This window comes from Micromonospora sp. NPDC004704, from assembly GCF_053601675.1.
The window spans coordinates 227,053-242,309 of the sequence record NZ_JBSGCD010000004.1; the positions used below are offsets into that span (position 1 = coordinate 227,053).

Genomic DNA, 15,257 nt, shown 5'->3' on the forward strand with positions numbered 1-15,257 from the left:
CGAGGAAAGGTAGTTGACGTGGGCGAGTTCGACGGGCTGGTCGCGGTGGTCACCGGCGGCGGGTCGGGTATCGGCAAGGCGTGCGTGGAGGCGTTCGTGGCCGGCGGGGGGCGGGTCGGGGTACTCGACCTGAACCCGGGGGAGCAGGGCGGGGCGACCCTCGGGCAGGTCGCCGACGTCGCCGACTCCGACTCGTTGGACCGGGCGATGGCCGGGGTCGCCGAGGCGTTCGGCGGGATCGACATCCTGATCAACAACGCCGGGATCAGCGCGGTCGGCACCGTCGAGGCGAACGACGACGCCGAGTGGCAGCGGGTGCTCGACGTCAACGTGATCGGCATCGTCCGGACCACCCGGGCGGCCCTGCCGTACCTGCGTCGCAGTTCGCACGGGGCGATCGTGAACACATCCTCGATCGCGGCCACCGCCGGCCTGGTCCAGCGGGCGCTCTACTCCGCGTCGAAGGGTGCGGTGCACGCGCTCACCCTGGCGATGGCCGCCGACCTGGTGACCGAGGGCATCCGGGTCAACTGCGTCGCGCCCGGCACCGTGGACACCCCGTGGGTCGGCCGGCTGCTGGCCAAGGCCGACGATCCGGCGGGGGAGAAGGAACGGCTCGCCGCCCGCCAGCCCACCGGCCGGCTGGTACGCGCGGAGGAGGTGGCCGGCGCGGTCGCGTACCTGGCCAGCCCGTTGTCCCGTGCCACCACCGGCACCTCGCTAGCGGTCGACGGCGGCATGTCCGGCCTGCGCCTGCCCCGCTCGAAGTAGCGCGTGCGGCACCGCGCCGACGTCGGGCACGCGGCGGTCATCCCGGCTGTTGTCACGACGCCGAGACTTCGCGTGCGGCTCCGGGAGAAGCGGGAGATGTGGCAGTCTGTGCGGGTTGAGCGGATCCTTGGGGAAGGTGAACCGATCTAGTGGCGACGCAGGTCATCGTGCTGAACGGCGGTTCCAGCTCGGGCAAGTCCGGGATCGTCCGCTGCCTCAAGCACCTCCTGCCGTACCCGTGGATCGACCTCGGCATCGACGATCTGATCGACCGGCTACCACCGTCCATGGTGACCTTCGGGCAGCAGGGCGAGGTCATCCTGGGCAGGGGCTTCGGCGACCTGCAACAGGCATGGATGGTCGGCGTCGCCGCGATGGCGAGAGCGGGGGCGCCCGTCATCATCGACGACGTGTTCCTCGGCGGCGCCTCCTCCCAGGAGCGTGCCCGGACGCACCTGGCGGGCCTTGAGGTGCTGTGGGTCGGGGTGCGCTGTGCCCCGAACATCGCGGCGGGCCGGGAGATCGCACGAGGTGACCGGGTGATCGGGATGGCGGCGTCGCAGGCTGAGACCGTGCATCAGGGTGTCGTCTACGACGTGGAGGTGAACACCAGCCACACCGAGTCCCTCGACTGTGCACGCGCGATCGCCGCGTACGTGGTCTGATCTGCCGCTCCGGGTAGGACGAGCACGGCCGGTGTTGGTCCTGCCCGGCTATCGCCCCGGCTCGGCCGCGTCCGGTGTCGGGGCGAGCCGGGTGCCGAGCCGTACGGGCACGATGCCGTGCGCGGCCCAACTCCCCAGTGCGGACCGGTCGACGAGCACGATGTCCAGTTCCCGGGCCAGTTGTGCGCCGTCTCCGGCGGTGAAGCGCCCGTTCGTGACGATCATGCAGACCTCGCCCCGGTGGATGGTGCGGCAGGTGCCGGCGAACCGTTGGATCGCGGCACTGCCCACCGGGTTGTTCCAGCCCTGACGCTTGCACTGCACCACCAGACGCCGCCCGTCCGGTGTGTGGCCGACGATGTCCGCGCCCCGGTCGGCGGTCCGCCCGCACACCCGTACTCCGGTGCACCCGGATCTGGTGAGCAACGAGGCCACCCACAGCTCGAACTGCTCGCCGGCCATCGTGTCGGTGGTCGCCACGGACCGCCCCATCTCCTCCTCCGCCGCCTGCTGCCGGGCCCGAACCCGCAACCACGCCCGGAGTACGGCGACGCCGACGGCGGCGAGGCTCACGCCGGTCAGCCCCGACCAGACCGGGTGCCGTTCGACGAACCGTACGATCGCCACCACCAGCAGGAGTACGGGCAGCGCCGCCAGCAGCGCCCAGCCCGCCCGACCGTCGAGGAGGCCCGAGGTGTCCCGGTCCCGGAGGAAGCGGACCGTCGAGCGGCGTCCCCGTCCTCGGCGGTAGTGCGATCTGACCCGGACGCCGTCACGGCGGCGGTACGACCGGACCCGGTGCATCGGGACTCCTTGCGGGGAGAGAGGGAATCCTACTGTCCGCTGTGTTGCCGACACTCTCGGCTCTTGCGGCCAGTGTTCCACTCCGGATCAACCCGGCTCGAGGCTCGTTGCACCTCGGCAGCGCTCGTATCGGCGGGCTGCCCCTGATCGCCGGCCCGCGGTGCGGGTCAGTTCGGCGTACCGCGTGCGGTGAAGGTCAGCTCGGTGTAGTCCGCGACCGGGCTGAACCCGAGCCGGTTGTAGAGCGCGATCGCGGCGTTGTTGTCCGCCTTGACGTTCAGGGCGATCCGGTCGACCGTCGTCAGCATCCGGCGGCACAGCTCGGCCACCGCCACCGAGGCGAGCCCCTGGCCACGGGCTTGCGGGTGGGTGGCCACGTTGCCGATCGCAGCCACCCGGTAGCGGGGCGAGAAGACGTGCACCCCGGCCACCGCGACCAGCTCACCGCCGCGCCGGACCCCGACGTACGGACCCTGCTCGATCATCCGGGGGACGAACGAGTGCGCCGGGTAGGCCAGTTCGTAGAACCCGGCCACCTCGGTCAGGTCCGTCGTGGTCAGCTCGACCACCTCCGCGGGGCCGGTCGAGGCGATCTCCGCCGCCGACCAGCGGTCCAGCCGGGTCGGTTCGGTCAGCGCCATCTTCAGGTGCGGACCGTTCGAGTCGGCCGCGAACTCCGGCTCCAGTGCCGCCGTCACACCGGCGGAGAGGTGGGCGTAGAACCGGCGGGGGAGCAGCGGGCGCAGATCCGCGACCAGTTCGGCCAGCGCACCGGACCGGTCCGGGGTGTCCAGGGCCAGCAGGATGGGCACGCCGGCGCCGTGGAAGAGCAGCGCCAACGCCTCGCCCCGCCGGTACCAGGTCGTGTACGGCCAGAAGTGGTCGTCGAGGTCACCCAGCTCGTACGCCCGCAGGTCCGGCGTACGGAGCAACAGGTCGGCCAGTTCGGCCCGGTCGTGGACACTCTCCACCAGCATCCGAAAATGATCACACAGCCGCTGGCGCAACGTCACCGGCCGGTGCGGGCTCGTCGACACGGCCTCGCTATGGAACCGGCCACCTGCCCGACGGTGTCCGTGGCACAGGATTCAGTGCTTCGCGAGGAGTTGTTGGAGGGCGGTGTCGACCCGGGTACCGGGCTCGATCAGGGGTAGTCCGCGCAGTGCTCCGGCCAGGAGTTGGATGCCCGCCTCGACGAGCACCGGGACGGTGAATGGTTGTCCCGCGCGGAGCCATTCCGCGGTGAGCCGGTCGATGCCCGTACCGAATGCCCGTAGCGCCATCGTGACGGCGGGGTTGTCGGGGTCCAGGTCGAAGATCAGGCACATGTCGTGGAGGCCCTCGCGGCGGGCGGCCTCGAATTCGGTCGTGGCCTCGGTTGTGCCGGGGTCGGACAGGATCAGGTTCAGTGCCAGGTCCGGATGGGCCGCCAGATACGTGAAGTGCCCTTCCCAGTACAGGCGCAGACGGGCGCCGGGCGGAAGATCCGGGCGGGTGGTTGGCAAGGTTCCGAGGCTCCGGCGAACCTCGCGCAGCGTCGCCAGGTAGGCGCCGCACTTGTTCTCGAAGTGATGTGCGACCAGTCCCTGGGACACCCCGGCGGTGCGGGCGATGTCTCCTACCGTCACCTCGGCGTAGGGGCGCCGGGAGAACTGCTCTGTCGCGGCAGCCAGCAGTCTCTGGCGGGTCTGCTCAGCGGCGGCCTGTCGCTTCGTGGTCGGTCCGGTCACGCGCGTACTGCTCCTTCGTCGCCATCCGCGCACCAGTATCGCACCGTTCGTTGAACGGCGTTCAGTGACCCTCATCTCGTTGAACGGCGTTCAGCGAAATCCTAGGCTGTGGCTTGAGAGCGAACACAGGACCAAGGAGGCTCGACATGGCAGGAGATCTGGCCGGCCGTACGGCGATCGTCACCGGCGGAGCGCAGGGGATCGGCGAGGGGGCGGTGCGAGCGTTGCATGCCGACGGTGCCGCGGTGGTGATCGCCGACGTCCGGGTGGCCGAAGGGGAAAAACTCGCCGCCGTGCTGGGTGAGCGTGTGCGGTTCGTGGAACTGGATGTGCGGGACCCCGGCGCCTGGTCCCGGGTGGTGACCCAGGCGGAGAGCGCGTTCGGACGGGTGAATGTGCTGGTGAACAGCGCGGGCATCGCCCCAGTGGCGCCGTTGGCCGAGTACGGCGAGCAAGCGTTCCAGCGTGCTCTGGAACGTGGTGGGACTGTTCCACGGCATCACCGCCGTTGTTCCAGCCATGCGGCGGGCTGGCGGCGGTTCGATCATCAACGTCGGATCAATCGGCGGGTTCCGTGCCTATCCGCTGATGAGCGGCTACATCACGAGCAAGTGGGCAGTCCGCGGGCTCACCAAGGCGACCGCCCTCGAGCTTGGCGTGGACGGCATCCGGGTCAACGCCGTTCATCCCGGCCAGACCGACACGCCCATGACCGATGGTGCGGACTTCGACACCGCCCATGTCGCCCTCAAGCGCGTCGGGCACCCGGCCGACATCGCTGGCGCCGTCCTGTTCCTGGCCGGTGACAATTCCCGCTTCGTCACCGGTGCCGACCTCGTGGTGGACGGCGGGGATCTGGCCGGATCGGCCAACTGGGACTCCGTGCCCGATCAAAGCGCAGAGTAACGGTGGGAACATCCACTTCGGACCTGTCCCGGAGCGACCGACCGACCCACGCAGGACCGGGCGCTAGCGCAGCAGCACCGGGCCGGCGTCGATCCGGGTCCGGAACAGCACGTACGGCCGCTGCCGGCGATCCACCCCGCCCTGGTAGTCCGGCTGCCGATGAAGCTGGTTGGCGGTGACGTACAGGTACCCGTCGGTGGCGATCGACATGGTGTCCGGCCAGAGCAGTCGGGGATCGCGGGCCACCGTCTCCAGCCGCCCGTCCGGGTGCCGGCGCAGGATCGCGTTCTGCTCGTACGCGGTCAGGTAGATCCGGCCGGCGTCATCGCTCTCCAGCCCGTCGGAGGCGGAGCCCTTGTCCCCCTCGTCGGTGACGGTCGCCGCCACCTCGGCGTCGTCGAGTCCCCGGTCGACCAGGGCGTCCACCGAGACGCTGTGCAGCCGGCGGGACGTGAGCGGGCAGTAGTAGAGCCGGCCGCCGTCGGCCGAGATGGCGATCCCGTCCGATCCCATGGTCAGCGGGGAGGGTGGGCCGTCGGCCGGCCGTTTCAGGAACTCCCGTCCCTCCACCAGCGGGTGGAAATCGGTCAGTGGTTCGGTCTTGGTGGAGGGGTGGTCGTGCAGGCGTCGCCACGAGTCGCCGCTGGCCAGGTCGACCACGATGATCCCGTTCGGCCCGTTGCCGGACGAGTCGGTGACGAACGCGGTGCCGGCCGCACCCCGCCGCAGGTCGAACCGGACATCGTTGATGTAGGAGGTCGGCAGCGCCACGTCGGCCGGGAAGACGATCTTCCGGGTGACGGCGTTGGTGGTGAGGTCGACGCAGACCAGTTTCGGGCCGCCGGGTCGGGTCGGCGCGAGCAACGGGCTGCCGGTGTCGACCACCCAGAGCCGGTCGGCGGGGTCGACCACCACGCACTGGACCGAGACGAACGCGTCCGGGTCGTCGTCACCCGCCGGGCTGTTCCACGCCGTGTCCGGATAGGGCCTGGTTTCGCCGTCGACGACCTCGGCGACGCTGGCGGTGACCTCGTCGCCCCACTTCGGGAAGTTGACGAAGATTCGGCCAGTGTGGGAAACACTCACCCCGGTCGGCATCGGCCCGGTGAAGGTGGCGACCACCTCCAGGTCACCGCAGGGCTCGTCGGTCATGAAGTTGTCGCTCATGGGTTGTACCCCCTCGGCGTGACCATGGTGTCCGGCGGGTACTTCCCCCATCTGTCCGGTGGTAACCGCTTCGCGGGTGAACGCCGTGATTCGGCTACCGGTCCGCCGATCCGGAGCTGGCCCCGAACGGGTCTGGCGAGTTGACAGGTAACTGTCAACTCGCCAGATCTTCCACACGTTCGGGGCCGCAGGCCGGTGGCGGGGCTGATGGAGCCACCGGCCTGCGGGTTTTCCCGTGGAACGCCAACTGCGCGGGAGACGTTCCGAGGGTCTTACAGTCCGGCGGCGTGCGCGGCGGCGGTGCCACCGACCACGGGCAGGACGATGTTGCTGCTCTTCAGCGCGACCGCGATGTTGGCCCGAGTCTGGTCGGCCTGGCTCGAGTACTGCGGGTAGCTGCCGACGATGATCACGCCGATCCGGTGACCCGGCTGGAAGACGTAGTCCTCCGGCAGCAGCGGGAAGCTGAAGTTGTACGCCTGGCCCGGCACCAGCGGCACCGCGGTACGGATCGACTGCCGGTTCTGGGCGTCCATGACGCCCTTGGTGACCAGCTCGTAGTCGGCCGTCGCCACCCGCTTCTGGGTCTGCTTGTAACAACCGTCGTCGGTCGGGCTGCTCTCACCCCAGCAGTCGGACGTCTCGAGGGTGATGATGCCCTCGCCCGAGGCGCGGTGGTTGACCCGCTCGGCGGTGCCGTAGTCGACCAGGATGGCACCGAAGTTGGTGTCGGTCTGGTCGGCCGAGGCACGCAACTGCACGACCGGCGTACCGGAGACGTGCAGCGGCGCGGTGAGCGGGGCGGAGAGGAAGGCCAGCCGGTTCGGCTGCACGGTGTCCGGGTTCAGGATCATCGTGTTCTGGCTCTGCGTCGGGCTGTCCGTGAACGCGCCGTTGACCGGCTTCGTCGTCGGGACCAGGCCGAGGCCACCGGCACCGGTGGTACCCGGCTGGAGGAAGACCTCGGTGTCCGCCTTGCCCGGCACCGGCCAGTCGGCGTACGTCTCCCACACGTCGGCGGAACGCTCCAGGTCGACCCGGGGCTCCTCCATGATGCCGTTCTGCACACCCTGGAGCCAGAAGTCGAACCAGCGGTGCAGGGTGTTCACCCACACCTCGCGGCGGGAGTCGAACGGGTCGACGTGACCCTCCTGCGACAGCCACAGCTTGCGCGGCACGTTGTTCTCGGCCAGCGCGTACCAGAACTTGCTGAAGTGGTCCGGCCGTACGTTGTCGTCGTTCAGGCCGTGGTAGAGCAGCACGCTCGCGGTGACGTTCGGGACCTTCTTGACGTAGCTGCGCTCGTTCCAGAAGGAGGTGTAGTCACCGGTCTCGTCGCCGTCGACGGCGGCCATCGCGTCCCGGGTCGGCTTGCAGTAGTCCCGCCGCTCCGGGTTGGTCACCGTGTTGGCGAGCGACGCCACGTAGCTGTTGCCCCGGGTGATGACCCCGTTGCTGCGCACGTAGTCGTAGTACTCGGTCGGGCCGCTGATCGGCACGATGGTGGTGAGGCCCTTGACCCCGGTCACCGCCGTCGACATGGCCAGCGAGCCGTCGTACGACTTTCCGATCATGCCGGTCTTGCCGTTGTGCCAGTCCGCCTTGACGACCTGACCGGCGGCGTTGCGGGCGGTGGCCCGGCCGTTCAGCCAGTTGATCGCCTGCTTGGCGCTGAGGTTGTCCTCGTTGGCGTTGGTGGTCGGGCAACCGGTCGAGTTGTTGGTGCCGACCATGTCCAGCAGGATCACCGCGTAACCGCGCGGCACGAAGTAGTTGTCGTAGAACAACGGCCACTTGTCGTTCAGACCGTCGCCATCCAGGTCGGCCTTGCACTCGGACTCGTTGCCGCGGCAGACGGTCGAGTAATACGGGCTGGCGTCCATGACGACCGGCACCTTGAGGCCATTCGCGGTGGCCTTCGGCCGCATGACGTCGAACGCGATGATGTCGCGCAGCCCGTCGTTGTCGCTGTCGAAAGTGGAGTCGATGAAAAGTCGTTCCCGGATGGCGTCCGCGTAGCCGAAGACCGGCTGCGTCACGCCGTCCTGTACGACGATCGCGGGGGTGTCGACGGCTAGTGCCTGTGGCGCCGCCGCGACGACGGCGAGCGCGGCCACGGGAAGCACGGCGATACCCGTGCGCCACAGCCTGCTGATGCGACCCATGCAGTTCTCCTTTTAGGTCAGAAGCTTCGGTAGGTTAGGCGGCGGCATGCACGGATCGCCATCTTCACCTGTAGGAATTTGTTCGTTCACCGTTCGACCCCGCGACACCACGGAGCGTCTCCGCATCATCCGGACGCCATTTCGACGAGTGACGAACACCACGAGTGATCTTTTCCAACAGATGTTCAGCGGGCTGGTCGGCCCGTTCGTGGCAGGGTGTTGATCTGCCCGGGCAGCGGGCGCGCATCTAGTCACGCAGGGAGCTACCGTGGTCCATCCCGACCTGCAGGCCGAGAAAGTAGACCACGAGCCTCACAAAGCTGCCATTCCCGGCCAACACGGCCGGGGCGCTCCGGTCCGGCGGGAGATTCCCGCGCATCCCGCCGGACCGGGCGCCGGCTGGCGACCGCTGCGCATCGCGATGATCGGTCAGAAGGGCATGCCGGCCACGTACGGCGGGATCGAGCGGCACGTCGAGGAGGTCGCCAGCCGTCTGGCCGACTACGGCCACGAGGTGACGGTCTACTGCCGGGAGAGCTACGGCAGCATGCCGCTGGACCGGTACCGGGGCGTACGACTGCGCCAGGTCCGTACGGTCGCGAGCAAGCACCTCGACGCGATCGTGCACGCCGCCACCTCGACGATGGCGGCGATGGTCGATCGGCCCGACATCGTGCACTACCACGGGCTCGGGCCGGGCCTGGTCGCACCGCTGCCGCGCTGGCTGTCCCGGGCCCGGGTGGTCCTGACCGTGCACGGGCTGGACAACCAGCGCGACAAGTGGGGTGCCGGCGCGCGGGCGGTGCTGGGCAGCGCCCACTGGATGAGCGGGTACGTCCCGCACCGCCGGGTCGCCGTCTCCCGTGGCCTCGCCGCCCACTACGAGACCCGGTTCGGCCGCCCCACCAGCTACATCCCGAACGGGGTGAACGCCGCCCGACCGTTGCCGGCCCGGCAGATCGGGGCCCGGTTCGGGCTGACCCCGGGCGGCTACCTGATCCTGGTCGGCCGGCTGGTTCCGGAGAAGGCCGCCGACCTGCTGATCCGGGCGTTCCGCCGCAGCGACACCCGGATGCGGTTGGCGATCGTCGGCGGCTCCTCGTTCACCGACGACTTCGTGGCGAAGCTGCGCCGGGAGGCCGAGGGGGACGAGCGGATCGTCTTCACCGGCTTCGCCTACGGTGACCTGCTCGCCGAGCTGTACGCCAACGCCGCCGGGTTCGTCCAGCCGTCCCGCCTGGAGGGACTGCCGTTGACCCTGCTGGAGGCGGCCGCGTACGGGCTGCCGGTGGTGGCCAGCGACATCGCGCCGCACGTGGAGGTGCTGGAGTCCGACGCGCCGGGGCAGCGGCTGTTCCGCGACGGCGACGAGGACGACCTGCTCCGGGCGCTCGCCCCGGTGCTCGCCGACCCGGCGGCCGAGCGGGTCGGCGCCGAGGTGCTGCGCGACCGGGTGACCGACATGTACAGCTGGGACACCGCCACCCGTGAACTGGAACAGCTCTACCTCGAACTGGCCCGGGTCCCCGGCCGCCGGGCCCGCGCCCGGCTCGCCGCCCGAGCACCCGCCGCCTGACTTCCCGGTCCGTCCGGTGCCGGCTTCCCGGTCCGCCGGTGTCGGCTCCCGCTCAGCTCCGTTCCGCGCGGGTTCCCGCTCAGCTCCGTCCCGCGCCGGCTCCGCTTTCCGGTCGGGGGCATCCGCCCTGCTCAGCCGGTCGGCACCGGTCAACCCGGGGGAGGATGGCCCGGTCGTCGTAACGGCCCCTTCTGCCGGATGAGCGACCGGGGCTAGATTGAACCGATCTTCGTGCCGGGAGGACATGCGCTTCGTCCGGGAGGACATGGGATGGCCGCGCCCGGCAGCGGTCGGGGCAGCGTCGATTCGGCTTCAGTGGGACCGGTGGAACAACACACGCAGCAGTTGGTCGACGTACGCGACGTCGGTGCGTCGACCGTCGGAGTCGAGCCGATCCGGGGCGGTACGACCGCCCGGTTCCTCGTCGGCGCGGCAGCAGTCGTCGCCGCGGTGGTCGCGGTGGTCGCCGGGTTGTCGCTGGCCGACGGTGACCGCCGGGGCGTGGTGCTGCCGATCGCCGCCGTCGCCGGGATCGCGGTTGCGGTCCTCGCCCTGACCCGGTTCGCCGGGTACGTCCTGCTGATGCTCGCGGTCCGCTCCTGCGTCGACCTGTTCAAGCTCACCGGACCGAGCGCCGGGCAGGCCGCACCCGTGGAGAGCGGCCGGGCGACCGACCCGTCCACCCTGCTCGCCGTGCTCTTCCTGCTCGCCGCCGGACTCTGGCTGGCCGCCCAGTTCAGCCGGCAGGGTCGGCTGCGGGGCTCGCCGATGGGCTGGACCATGCTGCTGGTCGGGGCGACCAGCCTGGTCAGCGCGCTCGGTGCGGCCGTACCGTCGAACAGCCTGCTGGAGGCGCTGCGGATCCTCACCGTGGTGGTGATGTTCGTGGTGCTCGAGCAGCTCATGCCGGACACCGCGGCGATCCGTCGGGTCCTGCTGGCCTGCTATGTCTCGCTGGTCCTGGCGCTCGGCTACACCGTCCTGCTGTCGCTGCTCGGGCACCCGCCCGCCGAGGTCAAGGGCAGCTTCACCCGGATCAGCGGTACGTTCAGCCAGTCGACCACGTTCGGGCGCTACCTGATGTTCATGGTGATCTTCGGGTTCGCGGTGTACCGGTTCCTGAGCCGCCGGCTGCGGGTCGTACTCGGGGTGATGCTCGGGTTGTCCCTGGTCTTCCTGTTGCTGACCAACACCCGCAGCGCCATTCTCGGCGCGGCGATCGGGCTGGTCGTGGTGGCCGTGTTGCACCGCAGCAAGCGGATGCTGGTGACGCTCTGCGTGGTGGCGGTCGCCGGGGTGACCCTGGTGCCGGCGGTCGGCGCCCGGTTCGCCCAGCTCGCCGACTCCCGGGCGGTCGGCGGCGACCCGACCGGCAACACCCTGGCCTGGCGGATCGGCTACTGGACCGAGATCGTCACCCTGGCCAACCGGAACCCGTTGACCGGTATCGGGCCGAACATGACCCAGCGCGAGACCGACGAGGCGAAGAAGCCGCACAACGACTTCCTCCGGGCGTACGTCGAGACCGGGCTGCTCGGCCTCGGGGCGTACCTGGCGATGCTGGTCGGTTTCCTCTACACCGCCCGTACGGCCCTGCGCCGGGCACCACCCGGCAGTTTCGAGCGTGGGGTGGCGGTCGGCTTCGCCGGCTGCGCCACCGCGTTCGTGGCGGTCAGCGCCGCCTCCAACGTCATTTCCAACGTGGTCACGCTCTGGTACTTCGTCGCCTTCGCCGCGGCGGCCAGCGCCATCGCCCGCCGGCCGGCTCCAGCACCGGCCGGCGCGCGGTCACGGAACACACCCGTCCCGTCGCACGCAACGAAAGCATTGGGGTAACAAGCGTGGAGATCGTCGACTACCTGCGGGTCGCCCGGCGGCGGCTCTGGGTACTCGTGGGGGTGCCGGTGCTCGCCACCGGTGCGGCGGCCGGCATCGTGCTGCTCGCACCCCAGCAGTACAGCGGGACCGCGTACGTGGCCGCGCCGGCCCTGGTGGGTGGTGCCGCCGGTACGCAGTACAGCGGCACCCAGGCGGCCAACCAGTTCGTGGCGGCGTTCGGCGCGGCGGTCACCTCGCCCCGCGTACTCGCCGACGTGGCCGCCGACACCGGGGTGGCACCGGAACGCCTGCGCGACGGGCTGACCGTCACCCAGGTCGGCGCGAGCAGCCAACTCGAGGTCCGGTACGCCGCGACCAAGCGGGCGAACGTGGCCCCGGTGCTCACCGCGACCACCACCCGCGCCCTGGCGTTCCTCTTCTCCTCCCAGGTCGGCATCGCCACCGGGGAGGTCGAGGCGGCCAACGCGGACGTGACCGCGGCGACCAAGGCGATCGGCGACTGGGAGAAGCTGAACAAGGTCTCCCAGCCCGACCGGATCTACCAGGCCACCCTGAGCGAGCTGACCAGCCTGCGGCAGCAGCAGTTGTCCATGCAGGCGGTCGGCAACAGCCGGGGGGCCGACGCGGCGGCCAGTGCGATCAGCGCCGCGCAGAAGAAACTCGACGAGCTGGGTCCGAAGCTCCCCGACTATCAGGCGCTGCTCGCCCAGCGGGACGCGGCGACCGGTGCGCTGTCCCAGGCCAGGCAGGGGTTGCAGGCGGCTCGGGCGCAGACCCAGGCCGCCGACCCGGCCCAGGTGACCAGCATCGGGCAGGTGCACGCGGTGAGCCGGATCAGTGAGCTGATCCGTACCGCACTGCCGGTGGCCGGTGCCGGGGTGCTGCTCGGGGTGCTGCTGGTGGGCGTACTCGAACTGCTGTCACGGGGTCGGGCCGCGCTGCGCCCGACGGCCCGGCCGACCCCCGCCCCGGCGGCCATCGGCGCGACCGCCGACGCGCCGACGGACGCCCCGGTGCCCGCTCCGGTCGACACCGCCACCCCGGTCCGGTCGTGACCGGTCGGGACCGGACCGCCGGGTGAGCGGCGAGCTGACCGGCCGGCCGCCGGCCGAGCCGGAGTCCGGCGACCAACAGGTACGCGGAATGGCCCGTGGCGGGGTGCTGAACCTGGCCGGGGCGATCCTCAGCCAGGCGGCGCTGTTCCTCATCATGCTGCTGCTGGCCCGGGTTCTCGGCCTGCGGGAGGTCGGCCGGTACGCCCAGGTCTACGCGGTGCTGTCGCTGCTCGGGCTGCTCTCCCTCTCCGGGTTCCGGGCCGGGCTGACGAGGTTCGTCGCGGTGCACCTCGCCGACGACGACCCGGCCGCGATCCGGGGCACCATCCGGCTCGGTGTCGGCATCTCGGCCGCCGCGTCCACCGTGATCGCGGTCGGGCTCGCGCTCGGCGCACCGTGGCTGGCGGAGGCGCTCAACGATCCGCAGCTCACCACCGGGTTACGGCTGGCCGCGCTGACCCTGCCGGCCGCCACCGTCTGCGAGGCGGCGCTCGCCGCCACCCGTGGCTGGCGCACCCAGCGGGCGTACGCCCTGATCGGGCAGGTCTACGAGCCGGGCGCCCGGCTCCTGCTCACGGTGGTGGCGCTGGTGGTCGGCGCCGGGCTGACCGGGGCGTTCTGGGCGGTGGTGGTGGCGAGCTGGAGCGCGGCCGGGTTCGCCCTCGTCGCCCTGGCCCGGATGCTGCGCCGGGTGGGGGCCGCCCGACCCGCGTACCGGCCCACCGAGCTGTTCCGGTTCTCCACCGTGAGCTGGGTGTCCTCGCTCTCCTCCACCGGGCTGATCTGGGTGGACACCCTGCTGCTCGGTTTCTACGGCAACGAGGACATCGGCGCGTACCACGTGGCGACGCGGCTGGTCACGGTGGCGGTGTTCGTCCTCGCCCCGATCAACGCGTCGTTCGGCCCGTACCTGGCCCACCTCTACCACCAGGGCCGGATGGACGAGGTACGCCGGATCTACGCGGTCGCCACCGGCTGGGTCGTACGCCTCTCGTTGCCCGCGTTCGTGGCCCTGCTGGTCCTGCCGGAACAGTTGCTGCACCTGGTCAACGGGTCCGCACTGGCCGGTGGTGCGGCGGTGACGATCGCCCTGGCGCTCGGTCAGCTCGTCAACGCGGCGACCGGCCCCTGCGGAACGCTGCTGAACATGTCCGGCCGGGTGTCGGTCAACATGGTCGACAACCTCGCCGCGCTGGTGCTCAACATCCTGCTCAACCTCTGGCTCATCCCGGCGTACGGCATCCTCGGCGCGGCGGTCGCCTGGGCGGTGTCGCTGGCCGCGGTGAACATCGCCCGGGTCTGGCAGGTACGGGTGCTGGTGCACGCGGTCCCGGTCACCGTCGGCATGCTCAAGGGCCTGGCCGCGGCGGTGCTCGCCCTGGGCGCCGGTTTCGCCGCCCGGTGGCTGGTGCCCGGCTGGGTCGCCGAACTCGCGGTCGGCCTGGCCGTGATCGCGTTGGTCTACCTGGGGGCGGTGCTCGCCCTCGGGCTCAGTCGGGAGGACGTGATGGTGTTGCGCGCGGTGACCCGAAGAGGCGGCCGCCGTGCCGGTCGTCCCGGTGGACCGAATGCCGATGGCCCGGGTGCCGGTGGTCCGGGTGCTGGTGGCACGGGCGCCGGTCGGGCCGGGGCGGCTGAACCGGCCGGGGTGCGGTCGTGATCGGGATCGGCGTGGCCGGACTGGCAGGGGTGCGGTCGTGATCGGGATCGGCCGTCGGCTGGCGACGGATCGGTTGCGGCGCGGTGTGCGGGCGGCGCGGGCGTGGGGACGGGCCGCCCGTCCGGGAGCGCCGGGACCGCTGCCGGACTTCCTGGTGATCGGTGGTCAGCGGTGCGGGACCACGTCGCTCTACCACTACCTCGCCGCCCACCCGCTCGTACGCGGCGCCACCGGCAAGGAGTTGCAGTTCTTCAGCCTGCACCACGCCCGGGGGCTGCGCTGGTACCGGGGCCACTTCCCCGACCTCGCGCCGGGCGAGCGGAGCTTCGAGGCGAGCCCGTACTACCTGTTCCATCCGAGCGTGCCGGCCCGGATCGCGGCGGACCTGCCCGAGGCGCGTTTTGTCGCCCTGTTGCGCGATCCGGTGCAGCGGGCGTACTCGCACTACCTGCACACCCGCTCGTACGGCACGGAGCCGCTCTCGTTCGCGGACGCGCTCGACGCGGAGGAGGAGCGGCTGGCGCTGGCACTGCGCGACGGGCCGGACACCCGTACCGCCCACCGGGCGCTGCGCAACCACTCGTACGTCGCCCGTGGACGCTATGCCGAGCAGCTCGAACGCTGGTACGCGCACATTCCCCGGGAGCGGATCCACGTCGCCTACACCGAGGACCTGCACACCGACCCGGCCGGAACGTACGCCGGGATCCTGCGCCACCTCGACCTGCCCCCCTTCACCCCCGAGACCTTCACCCACCACACCCGCCGCGTCGACTCCGGCCCCTCCCAACTAACCCCAGCCCTAACCACCCGCCTAACCCACCACTTCGCCCCCCACAACACCCACCTATCAACCCTCCTCCCCACCCCACCCCCCTGGCCCACCCCCTGACCCACCCCTGCCCACCCCTGACCCACC

12 protein-coding genes and 1 pseudogene are annotated in these 15,257 nt (G+C 70.8%); 8 read left to right on the top strand and 5 right to left on the bottom strand.

Annotated elements, in window-relative coordinates; genetic code table 11:
• Nucleotides 1-18 precede the first annotated feature (18 nt).
• Both ACWEFB_RS07350 and cpt read left to right on the top strand, forming a co-directional pair.
• Nucleotides 19-771, top strand: coding sequence for an SDR family NAD(P)-dependent oxidoreductase (locus ACWEFB_RS07350; RefSeq protein WP_326559834.1), 753 nt, complete (start codon nt 19-21; stop codon nt 769-771).
• Between the two features lie 149 nt (nt 772-920).
• Nucleotides 921-1,436 carry a chloramphenicol phosphotransferase CPT gene (gene cpt / locus ACWEFB_RS07355; protein ID WP_452283147.1) on the top strand — a complete coding sequence of 172 codons (516 nt, stop codon included), beginning with the start codon at nt 921-923 and terminating at the stop codon, nt 1,434-1,436.
• Between the two features lie 48 nt (nt 1,437-1,484).
• On the opposite strand, the gene ACWEFB_RS07360 is transcribed toward cpt, so the two are convergent.
• The 3 genes from ACWEFB_RS07360 to ACWEFB_RS07370 form a co-directional block, all read right to left on the bottom strand.
• Complete coding sequence (locus tag ACWEFB_RS07360; protein ID WP_452283149.1) at nt 1,485-2,240, bottom strand: restriction endonuclease; 756 nt, start codon at nt 2,238-2,240, stop codon at nt 1,485-1,487.
• 167 nt (nt 2,241-2,407) lie between these two features.
• A complete protein-coding gene (locus tag ACWEFB_RS07365) occupies nt 2,408-3,217 on the bottom strand; it encodes a GNAT family N-acetyltransferase (protein ID WP_452283151.1) in 810 nt (269 codons plus the stop codon).
• Between the two features lie 111 nt (nt 3,218-3,328).
• The gene (locus ACWEFB_RS07370; protein ID WP_452283153.1) at nt 3,329-3,970 is read right to left on the bottom strand and encodes a TetR/AcrR family transcriptional regulator; all 642 of its coding nucleotides are present in this window, start codon (nt 3,968-3,970) and stop codon (nt 3,329-3,331) included.
• Nucleotides 3,971-4,116: 146 nt separating this feature from the next.
• Here ACWEFB_RS07370 and ACWEFB_RS07375 point away from each other — a divergent pair.
• Nucleotides 4,117-4,876: pseudogene (locus ACWEFB_RS07375) on the top strand (SDR family NAD(P)-dependent oxidoreductase).
• 63 nt (nt 4,877-4,939) lie between these two features.
• On the opposite strand, the gene ACWEFB_RS07380 reads toward ACWEFB_RS07375, so the two are convergent.
• On the bottom strand, nt 4,940-6,043 hold the full coding sequence (locus ACWEFB_RS07380) for an L-dopachrome tautomerase-related protein (protein ID WP_452283155.1): 1,104 nt from the start codon (nt 6,041-6,043) through the stop codon (nt 4,940-4,942).
• A 272-nt stretch (nt 6,044-6,315) separates the two neighbouring features.
• On the bottom strand, nt 6,316-8,208 hold the full coding sequence (locus tag ACWEFB_RS07385; protein WP_452283157.1) for a CocE/NonD family hydrolase: 1,893 nt from the start codon (nt 8,206-8,208) through the stop codon (nt 6,316-6,318).
• Nucleotides 8,209-8,476: 268 nt separating this feature from the next.
• Here ACWEFB_RS07385 and ACWEFB_RS07390 point away from each other — a divergent pair, with 268 nt between their 5' ends.
• From ACWEFB_RS07390 to ACWEFB_RS07410, 5 genes are all read left to right on the top strand, one after another.
• Nucleotides 8,477-9,784: a glycosyltransferase family 4 protein gene (locus tag ACWEFB_RS07390; RefSeq protein ID WP_452283159.1), complete on the top strand. Its 1,308-nt coding sequence runs from the start codon at nt 8,477-8,479 to the stop codon at nt 9,782-9,784.
• 324 nt (nt 9,785-10,108) lie between these two features.
• The gene (locus ACWEFB_RS07395; protein ID WP_452283161.1) at nt 10,109-11,620 is read left to right on the top strand and encodes an O-antigen ligase family protein; all 1,512 of its coding nucleotides are present in this window, start codon (nt 10,109-10,111) and stop codon (nt 11,618-11,620) included.
• 5 nt (nt 11,621-11,625) lie between these two features.
• Nucleotides 11,626-12,678 (top strand): Wzz/FepE/Etk N-terminal domain-containing protein, encoded by a 1,053-nt coding sequence (locus ACWEFB_RS07400; RefSeq protein WP_452283163.1) that lies wholly within the window; start codon nt 11,626-11,628, stop codon nt 12,676-12,678.
• A 22-nt stretch (nt 12,679-12,700) separates the two neighbouring features.
• On the top strand, nt 12,701-14,338 hold the full coding sequence (locus ACWEFB_RS07405; RefSeq protein WP_452283165.1) for a flippase: 1,638 nt from the start codon (nt 12,701-12,703) through the stop codon (nt 14,336-14,338).
• 37 nt (nt 14,339-14,375) lie between these two features.
• Complete coding sequence (locus tag ACWEFB_RS07410; RefSeq protein WP_452283167.1) at nt 14,376-15,230, top strand: sulfotransferase family protein; 855 nt, start codon at nt 14,376-14,378, stop codon at nt 15,228-15,230.
• Nucleotides 15,231-15,257 lie beyond the last annotated feature (27 nt).